The sequence below is a fragment of the Acidovorax sp. BLS4 genome, from assembly GCF_032929295.1.
Taxonomy (GTDB): Bacteria; Pseudomonadota; Gammaproteobacteria; order Burkholderiales; family Burkholderiaceae_C; genus Paracidovorax.
This window is the reverse complement of record NZ_CP136797.1, coordinates 2,631,303-2,646,712: the sequence shown is the minus strand read 5'-3', so window position 1 is coordinate 2,646,712 and position 15,410 is coordinate 2,631,303. Positions and strand designations below refer to the sequence as shown.

Annotated in this window: 16 protein-coding genes; 11 read left to right on the top strand and 5 right to left on the bottom strand. The window is 69.9% G+C overall.

The features are described 5' to 3' along the window. Positions 1–37: 37 nt before the first annotated feature. Complete coding sequence (gene sucD, locus R1Z03_RS12325) at positions 38–934, bottom strand: succinate--CoA ligase subunit alpha (RefSeq protein WP_092742583.1); 897 nt, start codon at positions 932–934, stop codon at positions 38–40. A gap of 15 nt (positions 935–949) precedes the next feature. Next, positions 950–2,110 (bottom strand): ADP-forming succinate--CoA ligase subunit beta, encoded by a 1,161-nt coding sequence (gene sucC / locus R1Z03_RS12320; protein WP_272566514.1) that lies wholly within the window; start codon positions 2,108–2,110, stop codon positions 950–952. A 170-nt stretch (positions 2,111–2,280) separates the two neighbouring features. On the opposite strand from sucC, the gene argC reads away from it, so the two are divergent. Beyond that, complete coding sequence (argC, locus tag R1Z03_RS12315; RefSeq protein ID WP_284430613.1) at positions 2,281–3,213, top strand: N-acetyl-gamma-glutamyl-phosphate reductase; 933 nt, start codon at positions 2,281–2,283, stop codon at positions 3,211–3,213. Between the two features lie 55 nt (positions 3,214–3,268). Here argC and dprA read toward each other — a convergent pair whose 3' ends face one another. Both dprA and R1Z03_RS12305 read right to left on the bottom strand, forming a co-directional pair. Next, entirely contained in the window at positions 3,269–4,468 is a 1,200-nt protein-coding gene (gene dprA / locus R1Z03_RS12310) for a DNA-processing protein DprA (protein ID WP_317360359.1), read from the bottom strand. Positions 4,469–4,537: 69 nt separating this feature from the next. Then, positions 4,538–5,746, bottom strand: a complete 1,209-nt coding sequence (locus R1Z03_RS12305; protein ID WP_272566511.1) for a LysM peptidoglycan-binding domain-containing protein — start codon at positions 5,744–5,746, stop codon at positions 4,538–4,540. A 201-nt stretch (positions 5,747–5,947) separates the two neighbouring features. Between R1Z03_RS12305 and def the strand changes: the two genes are divergently transcribed. The 6 genes from def to R1Z03_RS12275 all read left to right on the top strand — a co-directional run bounded on the left by def (position 5,948) and on the right by R1Z03_RS12275 (position 10,498). Continuing rightward, positions 5,948–6,457: a peptide deformylase gene (gene def / locus R1Z03_RS12300; RefSeq protein ID WP_284406528.1), complete on the top strand. Its 510-nt coding sequence runs from the start codon at positions 5,948–5,950 to the stop codon at positions 6,455–6,457. Then, positions 6,454–6,969 carry a hypothetical protein gene (locus R1Z03_RS12295; RefSeq protein WP_317360110.1) on the top strand — a complete coding sequence of 172 codons (516 nt, stop codon included), beginning with the start codon at positions 6,454–6,456 and terminating at the stop codon, positions 6,967–6,969. Before def ends, R1Z03_RS12295 begins: the two co-directional genes overlap by 4 nt. A gap of 16 nt (positions 6,970–6,985) precedes the next feature. Next, a complete protein-coding gene (locus R1Z03_RS12290; RefSeq protein WP_317360108.1) occupies positions 6,986–8,053 on the top strand; it encodes a methionyl-tRNA formyltransferase in 1,068 nt (355 codons plus the stop codon). Beyond that, the gene (locus tag R1Z03_RS12285) at positions 8,050–8,871 is read left to right on the top strand and encodes an AzlC family ABC transporter permease (RefSeq protein WP_317360105.1); all 822 of its coding nucleotides are present in this window, start codon (positions 8,050–8,052) and stop codon (positions 8,869–8,871) included. Before R1Z03_RS12290 ends, R1Z03_RS12285 begins: the two co-directional genes overlap by 4 nt. Continuing rightward, on the top strand, positions 8,868–9,203 hold the full coding sequence (locus R1Z03_RS12280; protein WP_284406531.1) for an AzlD domain-containing protein: 336 nt from the start codon (positions 8,868–8,870) through the stop codon (positions 9,201–9,203). Before R1Z03_RS12285 ends, R1Z03_RS12280 begins: the two co-directional genes overlap by 4 nt. 101 nt (positions 9,204–9,304) lie before the next feature. Continuing rightward, positions 9,305–10,498 (top strand): phosphoglycerate kinase, encoded by a 1,194-nt coding sequence (locus R1Z03_RS12275; RefSeq protein WP_317360102.1) that lies wholly within the window; start codon positions 9,305–9,307, stop codon positions 10,496–10,498. 85 nt (positions 10,499–10,583) lie between these two features. Here the strand turns inward: R1Z03_RS12275 and R1Z03_RS12270 are convergent, their stop codons facing one another. After that, positions 10,584–11,483 carry an EamA family transporter gene (locus tag R1Z03_RS12270; protein WP_317360100.1) on the bottom strand — a complete coding sequence of 300 codons (900 nt, stop codon included), beginning with the start codon at positions 11,481–11,483 and terminating at the stop codon, positions 10,584–10,586. A 76-nt stretch (positions 11,484–11,559) separates the two neighbouring features. Here R1Z03_RS12270 and pyrF point away from each other — a divergent pair, with 76 nt between their 5' ends. The 4 genes from pyrF (at position 11,560) to R1Z03_RS12250 (ending at position 15,401) form a co-directional block, all read left to right on the top strand. Further along, the gene (pyrF, locus tag R1Z03_RS12265) at positions 11,560–12,384 is read left to right on the top strand and encodes an orotidine-5'-phosphate decarboxylase (RefSeq protein WP_317360097.1); all 825 of its coding nucleotides are present in this window, start codon (positions 11,560–11,562) and stop codon (positions 12,382–12,384) included. A gap of 43 nt (positions 12,385–12,427) precedes the next feature. After that, positions 12,428–13,321 (top strand): LysR family transcriptional regulator, encoded by an 894-nt coding sequence (locus R1Z03_RS12260; RefSeq protein ID WP_272550340.1) that lies wholly within the window; start codon positions 12,428–12,430, stop codon positions 13,319–13,321. Positions 13,322–13,452: 131 nt separating this feature from the next. After that, complete coding sequence (locus R1Z03_RS12255) at positions 13,453–14,430, top strand: tripartite tricarboxylate transporter substrate-binding protein (RefSeq protein WP_317360093.1); 978 nt, start codon at positions 13,453–13,455, stop codon at positions 14,428–14,430. A gap of 5 nt (positions 14,431–14,435) precedes the next feature. Then, positions 14,436–15,401, top strand: coding sequence for a succinylglutamate desuccinylase/aspartoacylase family protein (locus R1Z03_RS12250; protein ID WP_317360090.1), 966 nt, complete (start codon positions 14,436–14,438; stop codon positions 15,399–15,401). The last annotated feature ends 9 nt before the right edge of the window (positions 15,402–15,410 follow it).

Genomic DNA, 15,410 nt, shown 5'->3' with positions numbered 1-15,410 from the left:
GCTGCAAACCCCTTTCGTCCGTAGTTTTGCTTACGGATTACTTCAGCTGCGCCTTGAGCAGCTTGCCGAGCTCGGAAGGATTGCGGGTGATGATGAAGCCCGACTCTTCCATGATGGCGAGCTTGGCATCGGCCGTGTCGGCACCGCCGGAGATCAGCGCGCCCGCGTGGCCCATGCGCTTGCCGGGAGGCGCGGTCACGCCGGCGATGAAGCCCACGATCGGCTTCTTCATGTTGGCCTTGCACCATTGGGCGGCTTCCGCTTCGTCCGGGCCACCGATTTCGCCGATCATGATGACGGCATCGGTGTCGGGATCGTCGTTGAAGGCCTTCATCACGTCGATGTGCTTGAGGCCGTTGATGGGGTCGCCACCAATGCCCACGGCGCTCGACTGGCCCAGGCCCACTTCCGTCAGCATGGCCACGGCTTCGTACGTCAGCGTGCCGGAACGGCTCACCACGCCGATGCGGCCCTTGCGATGGATGTGGCCGGGCATGATGCCGATCTTGATTTCGTCAGGCGTGATCAGGCCGGGGCAGTTGGGGCCCAGCAGCAGCGTCTTCTTGCCGCCGGCGGCTTCCTTGGCCTTCATCTTGTTGCGCACTTCGAGCATGTCGCGCACCGGAATGCCTTCGGTGATGCAGATGGCCAAGTCCAGATCGGCTTCCACGGCTTCCCAGATGGCAGCGGCGGCGCCTGCGGGCGGCACGTAGATCACCGACACGGTGGCGCCGGTCTGCGATGCGGCTTCCTTGACGGAGGCGTAGATCGGAATGTTGAAGATCGACTCGCCGGCCTTCTTCGGGTTCACGCCCGCCACGAAGGCGTTCTTGCCGTTCGCGTATTCCTGGCACTTTTCGGTGTGGAACTGGCCGGTCTTGCCCGTGATGCCCTGGGTGATGACCTTGGTGTCTTTGTTGATGTAGATCGACATGTGTGTTCTCCGGGCTTACTTGACGGCAGCAACGATCTTGGTCGCAGCTTCGGCCATGGTGTCTGCGGCGATGATGGGCAGGCCGGATTCGGCCAGCATCTTCTTGCCCAGCTCTTCGTTGGTGCCCTTCATGCGCACGACCAGCGGCACGTTCAGGTTCACTGCCTTGCAGGCGGTGATGACGCCGGTGGCGATGGTGTCGCACTTCATGATGCCGCCGAAGATGTTGACCAGGATGCCTTCGACCTTGGGGTTCTTCAGCATGATCTTGAAGGCTTCGGTGACCTTCTCGGGGGTGGCACCGCCGCCCACGTCCAGGAAGTTGGCCGGCTCGCCGCCGAACAGCTTGATGGTGTCCATGGTGGCCATGGCCAGGCCGGCGCCGTTCACCAGGCAGCCGATGTTGCCGTCCAGGCTGATGTAGGCCAGGTCGAACTTGGAGGCTTCCACTTCGGCCGGATCTTCTTCGTCCAGGTCGCGGTAGGCCACGATTTCAGGATGGCGGAACAGCGCGTTGGCGTCGAAGTTGAACTTGGCGTCCAGCGCCATCAGGTTGCCCTTGGAGTCGCAGTTCAGCGGGTTGATTTCCACCAGCGAAGCGTCCGTCTCCATGTAGCACTTGTAGATCTTGGCGAAGATGTCCACGGCCTGGTCGATGGACGCGCCGGTCAGGCCGATGGCTGCAGCCACCTTCTTGCTCTGCTCGGCGGTGATGCCGGTCAGGGGATCGATCATCTCGGTGATGATCTTCTCGGGCGTGGAGTGCGCCACTTCCTCGATGTCCATGCCGCCTTCGCTGGAAGCGATCAAGGCCACCTTCTGCGTGCCGCGGTCGGTCACCAGCGAGACATACAGTTCGTTCTTGATGTCGGCGCCGTCTTCGATGTACAGGCGGCGGACCTTCTGGCCTTCGGGGCCGGTCTGGTGCGTCTTGAGCTGCATGCCCAGGATTTCGCCCGAGATGCGCTTGACATCGTCGATGGTCTTGGCGACCTTCACGCCGCCGCCCTTGCCACGGCCACCGGCGTGGATCTGGGCCTTGACCACCCACACGGGGCCGCCGAGCTTCTGGGCAGCCTCCACGGCTTCCTGCACCGTGAAAGCAGGGATGCCGCGCGGAACGGGCACACCAAAATTGCGCAAGATTTCCTTGCCTTGGTATTCGTGAATCTTCATGAGGTCTCTCTCAGGGAAGGATGTTGGTAACCCGTTTGCCATGAGCAGATGTCTGGCCGCGGGCGGGTGACATGGCAACCGGCGACTGTATCATGCTGCGATGCACCATCCCCTTGCGGATGTCACGTACCACGGCGGGCCGCCACGGCCATCTTTTGCAGGAGCATTCCATGTCCAAAGTCTTCATCGACGGCGAAGCCGGCACCACGGGCCTGCAGATCCGCGAGCGCCTGCAGGCGATGCCGCAGGTGCAGGTGGTCAGCATCGCGCCCGAGCGGCGCAAGGACCCGGCCGCCAAGCGCGAACTGATCGCCGGCGTGGACCTGGTGATCCTGTGCCTGCACGACGATGCCGCCCGCGAGACCGTGGCCATGGTGGACGAGATCGAAAAGGCCAGTGGCCGCCGCATCAAGGTGATCGACGCCAGCACGGCGCACCGCACGGTGGCGGGCTGGGTGTTCGGCTTTCCCGAACTGGCCGCGGGCCAGAGCGATGCCGTGGCATCGGCCACGCGGGTGGCCAACCCCGGTTGCTATGCCACCGGGGCGATCGCGCTGCTGCGCCCGCTGGTGGAGGCCGGCCTGGTGCCGGTCGATTTCCCGCTGGCCCTGCCTTCGGTGAGCGGTTACTCGGGCGGCGGCCGCACGATGATCGAGGCCTACGAGCAAAACGCCGCCCCGGCCTTCGAGTTGTATGCCCTGGGCCTGTCGCACAAGCACCTGCCCGAGATCATGAAGTACACCGGCCTGACCCGCCGGCCGATCTTCGTGCCGGCCGTGGGCAACTTCCAGCAGGGCATGCTGGTGCAGCTGCCGCTGCACCTGGACCTGCTGCCCGGCGCGCCCAAGGCGGCCGACCTGCACGACGCCCTGGTCGCGCACTACGCCAAGAGCAACACGCCGGACCAGTGGGTCAAGGTGCTGCCGCCGACGGACGACGGCAAGCTCGACGCCCTGGCGCTCAACGACACCAACCAGCTCGAACTGCGCGTGTTCGCCAATGAAAACTACCGCCACGCGGTGCTGGTGGCCCGCCTGGACAATCTCGGCAAGGGCGCCAGCGGCGCGGCGGTGCAGAACCTGAAGCTGATGCTGGGCCTGTGATGGGCCGTGGCGTGATGGGCGGAGGCGCCGCCACCGCAATGCCGTGCGCCCGGCCTCAGGCGCGCCCCATGCGCTGAAAGAGCCCGCCGGGCAGGCGGGCCACCTGCCCGTCCAGTTCCAGTTCGAGCAACGCGACCTGCAGCGACGCGGCATCCATGCCGGTGCGCGCCACCAGCGCATCGAGGCCGGTCGGGTCGAACCCCAGCGCCTGCAGCAGTGGCGCGTGCTCTCCCGCCGGCAACCCCTCGCTGCTGTCGCCATCGCCATTGCTGCGCGGCAAGGGCGCCAGCGATGCGGGCGCGGTCCTCGGTGCCTCGGAGGGCACCAAGCGCAACTCTTCCAGCACGTCCTGCGCGGACTCGACCAGTTTGGCCCCCTGCCGGATCAGCGCATGGCAGCCCCGGGACTGCGGCGCGTGGATGGAGCCGGGAATGGCGAACACCTCCCGCCCCTGCTCGGCGGCCAGCCGGGCGGTGATCAGCGAGCCCGAGGCCAGCGCCGCCTCCACCACCAGCGTGCCTTGCGACAGCCCGGCGATGATGCGGTTGCGCTTGGGGAAATTGCCCGCCAGCGGCGGCGTGCCCAGCGGGTATTCGCTCACCAGCACGCCGTTTTGCGCGATGCGGTGGGCGAGGTCCAGGTTCTTGCGCGGGTAGACGCGGTCCAGCCCGGTGCCCACCACGGCGAGGGTCGCGGGCAGGTCGTCGGCACCGTCCACCCCGCCATCCAGCGCGCCTTCGTGCGCCGCGGCATCCACGCCCAGCGCCAGGCCGGAGACGATGCACAGGCGGGCGCTGCGCAGCGCCCGCGCGAACTGCCGTGCATGGTCGGCGCCCTGCGCCGTGGGATTGCGGCTGCCCACGATGGCGATGCAACGCTCGGTCGTCCAGGGTGTCCTCTGCGCCAGGAACCGGGGTGCCCCCATGAGGTAGAGCATGAGGGGCGGGTCTTCGGTGGCCAGCAGGCCCGGCGGATAGGCCGGATCGCCCAGCGTGACGATCTGGCGGGCGGGCTGGCCCGGCGCCGCACCGTTCAGCCACTGCCACGTGGTCTCGACCAGCGCCTCGAGCGTGGGCGGCACGGTGCCCAGGGCCCGCGCCTGGGCGGGCGTGGCACAGGCCTGCAGCGCCGCTGGCGATGCGGTGAACAGGTTCTGCGGCAGCCCGAACGCGGCCAGCAGCCGGCGCGCGGCCCCATTGCCGACGCCGGGTGTGAGCGCCAGCCGCAGCCAGGCGGCCAATTCGTCCCGATCCATGGAGGTCAAAGCAGGCATCCCGAGGCCACGGGGCGCCCGCCAAGGCGCCCCTGGAGAGGGCCGCAGGGCTTACTGCGGATTGACGAGGCGGTCGCCGACCCGCACGCCCTGCTGCACCTGCAGCAGCAGCACGTAGGAGACGCGATCGAACGTGCGGAACACCATGCCCACGCCGTTGGCCTCGCTCGGCAGCTTGATCATGGCCTTGTTCTCGTCGGTCTTGTCCTTGATGCGCTCGCCCTTGGTGAGCAGCGTGAGGACATGGCCGGCCTCGATCCCGTCGCGGGTGCCGCGGTTGATGGCGATCACCTGGTTCTGCGCGGCATAGGCCACGGCCGAGCTGCCGTACAGCGACACGACGCGCGCATCCACCGGGGCCTGCGGCGCGCGCGGCGTGTAGCTGGCGTAGCCGCGCGCGGGGGCAGGCAGCAGGCGGTCGCCGGCGCGCATTTCTTCCTTGGCGCTGCTCAGGTCCACGGTGGCGGGCACCACGTCGAGCGTGACTTCGCCCTTGGGATCGCGCGTTTCCTCGGTGGTCTCGCCGCGCACCAGTTCGGCCTTGCCGACGTACTGGGCTTCGTAGCCCAGGATCTCGCCGGACTCGGGGTCCTTCATGGGGATGGCATTGCGGAACACGCGGTACTGGCGCGGCACGCCGGGCCCCAGGCGCAGCGGATTGCCGGTGGCGCCGCGCACGTAGGCCCGGTCGCCGCTGGCCATGAGCACGCGTTCATCGACGGTGGCGACGATGCGCGGGGCCTGCTGCAGCGTGAGCTCGTCCACCACCAGCGGCTCGACGAGGAACGGCTCGATCAGGTGGGGCTGCAGGGTGGGCAGCGCGGTGCCGGCCAGGCTGTCGGTGCGGGTGCGGGGCGAGACGCGCACCGTGTCATTGGGCACCTGGCCCGACGGGCTGGTGCGCAGGCGGGCATAGCCGTCCACCTTTTCCAGGTACAGCGTCTGGCCGGGGAAGATGAGGTGCGGATTGGGGATGGCCTGCAGGTTCATGCCCCAGAGTTCGGGCCAGCGCCAGGCGCGCTGCAGGTACATGCCCGAGATGCCCCAGAGGGTGTCGCCGCGCTTGACCACATAGGTGTCCGGCGCGTTGGCGGCCAGTTCCGACATCGGCACGCCCCGGGAGGCCACCTGCTGGGCGGTGGCCCGCTGATCGGTGGTGACAGGGTAGTTCTGGGCATGCGCGGGGCCGGTCAGCAGGGCTGCGGCCAGAAAAGCCAGCGCTCCCAGCGCCGTGGGCCGCAAGCCTGTGGATGCCGTCATGTTGTTCCTCTTGTCATGCATTGCGAAACGCCCCTCGCTGGCGCCAGCGCGTGTTTGTCGGTTACAAAACCCGCCGGTTGATACGTTACAAATCTTCTCGGATTCTCAGCCCAAGCCCTTGATTGGGCAACGATTATTGCGGCGGCCGGCGGCTGCTCTCATCAAAAGTGGCGAAAATAGCGACATCTTTCCGGGTTCGCCATGGCCATTCTTCCTATTCTCTGTTACCCCGATCCCCGCCTGCACACGGTGGCCAAGCCGGTCCAGGCCGTGGACGACCGCGTGCGCGCCCTGCTGGACGACATGGCGGCCACGATGTACGACGCCAACGGCATCGGCCTGGCGGCCACACAGGTGGACGTGCACGAGCGCATCGTGGTCATCGACGTCTCCGAGGACCACGACCAGCCCCAGGTCTTCATCAATCCCGAGATCATCTGGGCCAGCGAGGAAAAGACCGTGGGCGAGGAAGGCTGCCTGTCGGTCCCCGGCATCTACGATGGCGTGGCGCGCTCCACCGCGGTCCACGTGCGGGCGCTGGACGCCCAGGGCCAGTCCCGCGTGGTCGAGGCCGAGGGCCTGCTGGCGGTGTGCATCCAGCACGAGATGGACCACCTGCTGGGCAAGGTGTTCGTCGAGTACCTCTCGCCCCTCAAACGCAACCGCATCAAGACCAAGATGCTCAAGCAGCAACGTGAGGCACGATCATGATCGCCTGGCGCTCCCTTTCCTTTTCCTCCGTGGCACGCGGCGTGGCCGCCATCGGCTTGGCGGCCGTGCTCACCGCGTGCGCGTCGCCCGACTTCGTCAAGCCCGGCGCCTCGCGCGCCGAAGTGCTGCAGAACCTGGGCCCGCCGGTGTCCGTCACGCCGTTGCCCGGTGGCGGCGAACGGCTGCTGTACACCACCCAGCCCGCGGGCCGGCAGGTGTACCACATGGACTTCGATGCCGGCGGCCGCCTCGTGCGCACCGACCAGGTGCTCACCTTCAACAACCTGGCCGGCATTCCGGCCGGCTGGACGGTGGACGACGTGCGCCGCACCTTCGGCCCGCCGATGCGCGTGGAGCAGGTAGCGCGCTTCGACGGCGACATCTGGACCTACCGCTTCCGCGACGACCTGGGCACCCGGCGCTTCGGCCACGTGCACATCGACCCGCGCGGCGTGGTGGTGAAGGTGATGTTCACGGACGAGCCCGATCCCCGCGATCTGCTGGGATTCTGACGCCGCGACCGCCTTCATGAAGATCGTCTTTGCCGGCACACCCGACTTCGCCCGCGTCGCCCTCCAGCGCCTGCTGGACGCCGGCTTCACCGTCCCCCTCGTCCTGACCCAGCCCGACCGCCCCGCCGGCCGGGGCATGAAGCTGCAGGCCTCGCCCGTCAAGCAATGCGCGCTGGAGCACGGCATCGCCGTGGCGCAGCCGCGCAGCCTGCGCCTGGACGGCAAGTACCCCGAGGACGCGGCCGCCGCGCGCGATGCGCTGGTCGCCGCCGGGGCCGATGCCATGGTGGTGGCCGCCTACGGGCTGATCCTGCCGCAGTGGGTGCTGGACAGGATGAGCGCCGCCCGGCCGCCCGAAGGCGCGAAGGCCCCCTCGGGGGGCAGCGAACCCCGCGCAGCGGGGAGCGTGGGGGCCCGCGGACTGGGTTGCCTGAACATCCACGCCAGCCTGCTGCCGCGCTGGCGCGGCGCCGCGCCCATCCACCGCGCGATCGAAGCGGGCGATGCCGAAACGGGCGTGACCATCATGCAGATGGATGCCGGCCTGGACACGGGCGACATGCTGCTCATCGAAAAGACCGCCATCGGCCCGCGCGACACCACGGCCACGCTGCACGACCGGCTGGCCGACCTGGGCGGCCGCATGGTCGTCGAGGCGCTGCAGCGCGCCGCCCGCGGCGGCCTGGCCGCCACGCCCCAGCCCGCCGAGGGCGTGACCTATGCGCACAAGATCGAGAAGGCCGAGAGCGCCATCGACTGGGCCCTGCCCGCCGAGGCGATCGGCCGGCGCATCCGCGCCTTCGACCCGTTTCCCGGCGCATCGACCACGCTGGACGGCGAGTCAATCAAGGTGTGGAGCTACGAAATCGATAGCACGATGCCGGCGGATTCCATGCCTTGCGGGCAGATTCTGTCCGTGAACGATGCCGGCGTGACGGTGGCCTGCGGCCACGGCGCGCTGCGCCTGACCACGCTGCAGCGCGCGGGCGGCAAGCGCCTGCCGGTGGCCGACTTCCTGCGCGGCTTCGCGCTCGCGCCCGGCATGGTGCTGGGGGGCGGCGCGCCGGCCGGGGCGCGGGAATGAGCGCCCGGGGACTGGGCGCGCTCGTCCGGGATCCCGCCTACCGCCAGGGCGTGCTGGACATGTTCGGCACCAGCGTGGGCGTGGGCGCCTGGGGGCTGGTGACCGGCGTGGCCATGGTCAAGAGCGGCATGTCGGTGCCGATGGCGATCTTCATGTCGCTCGCGGTGTACGCGGGCAGCGCGCAGCTCACGGTGATCCCGCTGATGGCCGTCGGCGCGCCGCTGTGGGTGGTGTGGCTCACGGCCTCGTGCGTGAACCTGCGCTTCGTCATCTTCAGCAGCCTATGGCGCAGCTACTTCGCGCACCTGCCGCTGCGCCGGCGCCTGGCGGTGGGGTATTTCAGCGGCGACGTGATCTTCGTCGCGTTCATGAAGCGCTACCCCCAGCCCACGCCGCAGCCCGAGCAGGTGCCGTACTTCTGGGGCGCCGCGTCGATCAACTGGCTGTCCTGGCAGGTGCCGTCGATCACGGGCATTTTGCTGGCCAACGTGGTGCCGCTGTCGTGGGGCCTGGGCTTCGCGGGCGTCCTGGCGCTGCTGGGCGTGATGCTGTCCATGCTGTTCGACCGCGCCACCTGGCTGGCCACGGGCGTGGCCATGACGGCGGCCATCGCGGCGTTCGCGCTGCCGCTCAAGCTGAACATCCTGGTGGCGATCGCGGCGGCCGTGGCCGTGGGCCTCATCATCGAGACGGTAGACCGCCACCTGCGAAAGCCCGAGGTGCTGCTGGTGCCGGCCGAGAGCGCGCTGCCGCCCGAGGAGAAAAAGCACGTGCAGGACGGCGACGTGGTGCCGCTGCGCGAGGAGCGCCACCCATGAACTGGTCCTGGGTCGAACCCACCATCGCCATCCTGGGCCTGGCCGCGATCACGGTGGTGTCGCGCGCGTTCTTCATGATTCCCGAGCGCGAACTGCCCCTGCCCGACTGGCTCAAGCGCGGCCTCAAGTACGCGCCGCTGGCCGCGCTGGCCTCGGTGATCGCGCCGGAGATCTTCATGGCGCAGGGCGAGCTGATCGGCACGCTGCAGGACGCGCGCCTGCCGTCCGTGCTGTGCGCCGCCGGCTACTACTTCTGGCGCCGCGGGATCCTGGGCACCATCGTCGTGGGCATGGTGGTGTACCTGCCGCTGCACATCGGCCTGGGCTGGTAGCCCACGGGCGGCGCCGGCCGACACGGCCGGGCACGGGGCCGCACCTACAATGCGGCGCAGTTTTCCACCCTCCCCGCGCCGCCCGCCGGCCCCATCGATCCATGCACATCCTTCGCTTTTCCGACCTCTGCGCCCAAGGCCAGGCCCGTGGCCAGCGCGTGTTCATCCGCGCCGACCTGAACGTGCCGCAGGACGACGCCGGCCACATCACCGAGGACACGCGCATCCGCGCCTCGGTGCCCTGCATCCAGATGGCGCTGGACGCCGGCGCCGCCGTCATGGTGACGAGCCACCTGGGCCGCCCGACCGAGGGCACGCTGCAGCCCGCCGACTCGCTCGCCCCCATTGCGAAGCGCCTGGGCGAACTGCTGGGCCGCGAGGTTCCGCTGGTGGCCGACTGGGTGGACGGCGTGGCCGTGCAGCCCGGCCAGGTCGTGCTGCTGGAGAACTGCCGCGTGAACCCCGGCGAGAAGAAGAACGACCCCGCGCTGGCCAGGAAGATGGCCGCGCTCTGCGACATCTACGTGAACGACGCCTTCGGCACCGCGCACCGCGCCGAGGGCACGACCTATGGCATCGCCGAATACGCCAAGACCGCCTGCGCCGGCCCGCTGCTGTCGGCCGAGATCGACGCCATCACCAAGGCCCTGGCGCACCCCGCGCGGCCGCTGGCGGCCATCGTGGCGGGCAGCAAGGTCTCGACCAAGCTCACCATCTTGAAGAGCCTGGCCGACAAGGTGGACCAGCTCATCGTGGGCGGCGGCATCGCCAACACCTTCATGCTGGCCACCGGCCTTCCGATCGGCAAGAGCCTGGCCGAGCCCGACCTGCTGGACCAGGCCCGCGCCGTGATCGACGCCATGAAGGCGCGCGGCGCCGAGGTGCCGATCCCCACCGACGTGGTGGTGGCCAAGACCTTCTCGGCCGATGCGCCCGCCACGGTGAAGGCGGCCGCCGACGTGGCCGACGACGACCTGATCCTGGACATCGGCCCCGAGACCGCGAAGAAGCTGGCCGCGCAACTCAAGCAGGCCGGCACCATCGTGTGGAACGGGCCCGTGGGCGTGTTCGAGTTCGCCGCGTTCGAGAACGGCACCCGGGCCATCGCCCAGGCGATCGCCGAATCGAGCGCGTTCAGCATCGCGGGCGGCGGCGACACGCTGGCGGCGATCGCCAAGTACGGCATCGAGAAGGACGTGGGCTACATCTCCACCGGCGGCGGCGCCTTCCTGGAAGTGCTGGAGGGCAAGACGCTGCCGGCCTTCGAGATCCTGCAAAAGCGCGCCCAGGGCTGAGCCGGCGGCGGGTTCACGCCCGCCACTCTTTTGCTATTGAATTAATAGCAATATGCCCTAGTGATGATTGTGCTGGAGGCACTTTTCATGCCGCACCCGCTGTGGCCGCGGGGCGCTGCGGCCACAGCACCGAGGCGATCGCCAGCACCATCAGCGCCACGGCCGCCCAATCCTGCCAGTGCAGGCGCTCGCCCAGCCAGACCGCGCCGCTGAACACGCCCAGCACCGGGATCATCATCACGCTCAAGGTGGACGCCACGGGCGGCAGGCCGCGCACCAGGAAGAACCACGCCGGCTGCGCGAAGCCGAGCACCAGCACCGCGTTGAAGGCGATGGCGCCCCAGCCCACGGCGGACGGGGCGTGCCAGCGGTCGTGCTCCAGCAGCAGCGCCAGCAGGCTCAGCACCACGGTGCTCTGCACCGTCATCCAGAACGACAGGGTCAGCACTGGCAGCGGCAGGGTGCTGCGCCGCAGCAGTTGCGTGCCCAGCGCCCAGCAGGCGGCGGCGGTGAGCATCAGCCCCACGCCGACGGGCCGGCCGCCGAGCTGGCTGAGTTCGTGCCACAGCAGCAGCAGCACGCCCCCGGCCGCCGCCGCCACGCCCGCCCAGGCGCGCGGCGCCAGGCGGTGGCCGAAGCACAGCGCGCCCAGCACGGCCGAGAAGATCGGCATGGTGTAGCCCAGGATGGCCGCGCGCCCGCTGGAGAGCGACGGAATGGCCGTGATGCTGAAGGCGTGCCACAGCACCATGTTGACGAGCCCCAGGCCCGCCAGCGGCAGCCAGTACCTGCGCGGCACGGCGAACGGGGCCTTGAGCAGCACCAGCGCCAGGGCCAGCACCGGCAGGCCGAGCCACAGCGAGATCGCGCGGAAGGCCAGCGGCGGAAAGCCCGCCACGCCGAGCTTCATGACCGGCCAGTTGAAGCCCCAGATGAGGGTGACGAGGATCAGGGCGACGAGCTGGCGGGGGGACAGGGCAGGCATGCGCGGCATTGTGCCGGGACGGGCACGGCGGCGCTCGCGGCGCCACCGGCGGCCCCGCCCCCTAAAATCGCGCCCCATGACCTTCATCGACATGCTGCAGGGCGCGGCCGCGCAGAACGACTCCATGCTGTGCGTGGGCCTGGACCCCGAACCGGACCGGTTTCCCGCAGCGATGCGCGGCGACGCCCGCAAGATCTACGACTTCTGCGCCGCCATCGTCGATGCCACCGCCGACCTGGCCTGCGCCTTCAAGCCGCAGATCGCCTATTTCGCCGCGCACCGCGCCGAAGACCAGCTCGAACGCCTGATGGCCCACATGCGCGCCACCGCGCCGCACGTGCCGGTGGTGCTGGACGCCAAGCGCGGCGACATCGGCTCCACCGCCGGGCAATACGCCCGCGAGGCCTTCGAGCGCTACGGCGCCGATGCGGTGACGCTCTCGCCCTTCATGGGCTTCGATTCCATCGAGCCCTACCTGGCCTACCACGGCAAGGGCGCCTTCCTGCTGTGCCGCACCTCCAACCCGGGCGGCGACGACCTGCAAAGCCAGCGTCTGGCCAGCGTGGACGGGCAGCCGCTGCTGTACGAGCACGTCGCGCGCCTCGCCCAGGGCCCGTGGAACACCAACGGCCAGCTGGGCCTGGTGGTGGGCGCCACCTACCCCGCCGAGATCGAGCGCGTGCGCGCCCTGGCGCCCACGTTGCCGCTCTTGATTCCCGGCGTGGGCGCGCAGGGCGGCGATGCGGCGGCCACGGTGCGTGCCGGGCGGCGCGAGGGCGGCCCGATCCTCGTGAACTCGTCCCGCGCGATCCTGTACGCGGCCGAGGGCGAGGGCTTCGCCACAGCCGCGCGCGCCGTGGCCCTGGCCACGCGGGACACGTTGAACGCCGCCCGCGCCTGAGCGCCGCGCGCCCCGCAGCCCCTTCGCTCAACCACCGGCGGCCATGCAGCTCAAGTGGCTGGAAGACTTCATCGTGCTGGCGCAGGAGCGCAGCTACACGCGCGCGGCCGAGCTGCGCCACGTGACGCACCCAGCCTTCGGGCGCCGCATCCGCGCGCTGGAGGCCTGGGCCGGCACGCCGCTGGTCGAGCCCGGCAGCGGCCCCGTGCGGCTGACGGCGGCGGGCCAGGTCTTTCTGGACACGGCCGAGCAGATGGCGCGCAACCTCGCGCAGTCGCACGAGGAACTGCGCGCGGTGGCCGGGCGCCAGGCGCGCACCGTGACGCTCACCACGGGCCGCACGCTGGCCCGCACCGTGGTGGCCGACCTGCTGGTGCGGCTGCGCCCGGTGATGAAGGACTGCGAGCTGTGCATCCTGACCCGCGCGCTGGCCGACACCGTGGCCCTGCTGGAGCGCGGCGAGGCGGATTTTTCCATCGCCTACCACCACCCGGCGCTGGCCATCCGGCTGGATGCGCGCCAGTTCTCGCACATCACGCTGGCCTCGGACCGGCTGGTGCCGGTGTCGCGCGCCACGGCGCAGGGCGCGGCGCTGCACCCGCTGGCGGGCGCGGGCCCCATTCCCTACCTGGCCTACGCGCGCACGCTGGCGCTGGGCCGGCTGGTGGAGGACCAGCTGGCGCACCACCCGGTCACGCAGCGCCTGCAGCGCACGGTGGAGTGCGACTCGGCCGATGCGCAATACGAATACGTGCACAAGGGCCTGGGCGTGGCCTGGCTGCCGTGGTCCATGGTGCATGCCGATTGCAAGGCCGGCCGGCTGGCCAAGGCGGGCGACCGCAGCATGGAGGCGAAGTTCGACGTGCGGCTGTACCGGCCCAAGCGCCGGCTGAGCACGCAGGCCGAGGCGATCTGGCACGCCATCGCCACGCGGTGACGGCCCGCGCCGTCATCGGGTTCGCCCCCTTGGCGCCCGCGTGCCGAAACAGCACCATGGCGTGCCGACTCGGCACCCCCGCGCCCTGCCTGCCTTCGCACAATCGGCCCACACCCCACCAGGAGACTCCGATGCATGCCCACCCCGCCTTCCGCCGCACGCTTTTGCTGTGCGGCCTCGCCCTGCTGGCCGCCGGCCCCGCCGCCGCGCAGGACAGCTACCCGAGCAAGCCCATCACCATCGTCGTCGGCTACCCGCCCGGCGGCAGCACCGACCTCACCGGGCGCACGGTGGCGCAGGAACTGGGCGCGCGCCTGGGCGTACCGGTCGTGATCGAGAACGTGGGCGGCGCCGGCGGCGCCATCGGCGCGCAGAAGGTGGCCAGCGCCGCGCCGGACGGCTACACGCTGCTCGTGGGCGCGAGCAACGAGATCGCCATCAACAAGCTGGTGACCAAGAAGGTCAAGTACGACGTGAAGGACTTCACCGCCATCGGCGTGATCGCCTCGCAGCCGCTGGTGCTGGTGGCATCCACCGGCTCGGGCGTGAAGAACGCGGCCGAATTCACGCAGCGCGTGTCCAGGAACCCCGGCAAGTACAGCTACGGCAGCTCGGGCGTGGGCACCTCGCTGCACCTGGCGGGCGAGATGGTCAAGGAGCAGGGCAAGCTGTTCATGACGCACATCCCCTACCGCGGCGTGGCCCCGCTCACCAACGACCTGCTGGGCAACAACCTGGAGTTCGGCGTGTTCGTGCTCTCCAGCGGCCTGCCCCACATCAAGAGCGGCAAGGTCGTCGCGCTGGGCACGACCGAGGCCAAGCGCTCGGCCATCACGCCCGACATTCCCGCGCTGGCCGAGCTGCCGCAGTACAAGAACGTGGACATCGGCGTGTGGTTCGCCCTGATGGGCCCGGCCAAGCTGCCCAAGCCCGTGCACGACAAGCTCAAGAAGGCGCTGAACGAGGCGCTGCAGTCGCCCGACTTCCGCAAGAAAATGGAAGCCTCCGGCTCGATCGTGGCCTCCACCAGCCTGAACGCCGACCAGTTCATCGCCTCGGAAGTGGCCAAATACCAGAAGATCGTCGAATTCGCCAAGATCGAGGAGTGACCTTGATGCCCCGGACCTTCGCACTCACCGCCCCCGACCTCACGCCCTGGCGCGCCGGCAACACCGGCACCGAAGGCGTGTGGCACTTCGATTCCGGCCTGCCCGGCCGCCATGTCCTCATCAGCGCCCTGGTGCACGGCAACGAGCTGTGCGGCGCCTGGGCGCTGCAGGGCCTGCTGGCGGCGGGGCTGCGCCCGCAGCAGGGCGCGCTCACGCTGGCGTTCTGCAACCTGGAGGCCTTCGACCGCTTCGATCCGGCCGACCACGACGCCTCGCGCTTCACCGACCAGGACATGAACCGCCAGTGGACCGACGAGCGCATGGAGGCGGGCGACACGCGCGAGCGCCGCCGCGCCGCCGCGCTGCGGCCCTTCGTGGCGCGCGCCGACTGGCTGCTCGACCTGCATTCGATGCACGAGCCGGGGGCGCCGCTCCTGCTGACCGGCCTGCACCCGCGCAACTTGGAGCTGGCCCGCCGCATGGGCGCGCCCGAGCACATCGTGGCCGATGCGGGCCACCAGGACGGTGTGCGCATGCGCGACTACGGGCACTTCGGACTGCCCGACGCGCAGGCGGGCGACCGCCACTCGCTGCTGGTGGAATGCGGCTTCCATGGCGCGCTGTCCAGCCGCACCGTGGCCTACGACCAGTGCGTGCGCTTCCTGGCGGCGGCGCAGGTGCTCCACCCCGAGGCGCTGGCCGCGCTGCTGCCCGGCTGGCGCCAGCCCGATGCGCCGCGCCAGTGGGTGCTGGAGGTGACCGGCCCGGTGGTCGCCAAGAGCAGCGCCTTCCGCTTCACGCAGCCGTTCACCGGCCTGGAGGTGATCCCCAAGGCCGGCACGGTGATCGGCGACAACGACGGCGAACCCGTCACCACGCCGTACGACGACTGCGTGCTCGTCATGCCCTCCACGCGCCAGGCGCGGGCGGGGGTGACGGTGGTGCGCTACGCCCGCCGCCGGCCGCTGTAGCGCGCTGAA

Excerpts from the sequence above, each read along its gene's own strand:
- sucD (WP_092742583.1), bottom strand. The coding sequence starts at position 934 with ATGTCGATCTACATCAACAAAGACACCAAGGTCATCACCCAGGGCATC.
- sucC (WP_272566514.1), bottom strand. The coding sequence starts at position 2,110 with ATGAAGATTCACGAATACCAAGGCAAGGAAATCTTGCGCAATTTTGGT.
- argC (WP_284430613.1), top strand. The coding sequence starts at position 2,281 with ATGTCCAAAGTCTTCATCGACGGCGAAGCCGGCACCACGGGCCTGCAG.
- dprA (WP_317360359.1), bottom strand. The coding sequence starts at position 4,468 with ATGGATCGGGACGAATTGGCCGCCTGGCTGCGGCTGGCGCTCACACCC.
- R1Z03_RS12305 (WP_272566511.1), bottom strand. The coding sequence starts at position 5,746 with ATGACGGCATCCACAGGCTTGCGGCCCACGGCGCTGGGAGCGCTGGCT.
- def (WP_284406528.1), top strand. The coding sequence starts at position 5,948 with ATGGCCATTCTTCCTATTCTCTGTTACCCCGATCCCCGCCTGCACACG.
- R1Z03_RS12295 (WP_317360110.1), top strand. The coding sequence starts at position 6,454 with ATGATCGCCTGGCGCTCCCTTTCCTTTTCCTCCGTGGCACGCGGCGTG.
- R1Z03_RS12290 (WP_317360108.1), top strand. The coding sequence starts at position 6,986 with ATGAAGATCGTCTTTGCCGGCACACCCGACTTCGCCCGCGTCGCCCTC.
- R1Z03_RS12285 (WP_317360105.1), top strand. The coding sequence starts at position 8,050 with ATGAGCGCCCGGGGACTGGGCGCGCTCGTCCGGGATCCCGCCTACCGC.
- R1Z03_RS12280 (WP_284406531.1), top strand. The coding sequence starts at position 8,868 with ATGAACTGGTCCTGGGTCGAACCCACCATCGCCATCCTGGGCCTGGCC.
- R1Z03_RS12275 (WP_317360102.1), top strand. The coding sequence starts at position 9,305 with ATGCACATCCTTCGCTTTTCCGACCTCTGCGCCCAAGGCCAGGCCCGT.
- R1Z03_RS12270 (WP_317360100.1), bottom strand. The coding sequence starts at position 11,483 with ATGCCTGCCCTGTCCCCCCGCCAGCTCGTCGCCCTGATCCTCGTCACC.
- pyrF (WP_317360097.1), top strand. The coding sequence starts at position 11,560 with ATGACCTTCATCGACATGCTGCAGGGCGCGGCCGCGCAGAACGACTCC.
- R1Z03_RS12260 (WP_272550340.1), top strand. The coding sequence starts at position 12,428 with ATGCAGCTCAAGTGGCTGGAAGACTTCATCGTGCTGGCGCAGGAGCGC.
- R1Z03_RS12255 (WP_317360093.1), top strand. The coding sequence starts at position 13,453 with ATGCATGCCCACCCCGCCTTCCGCCGCACGCTTTTGCTGTGCGGCCTC.
- R1Z03_RS12250 (WP_317360090.1), top strand. The coding sequence starts at position 14,436 with ATGCCCCGGACCTTCGCACTCACCGCCCCCGACCTCACGCCCTGGCGC.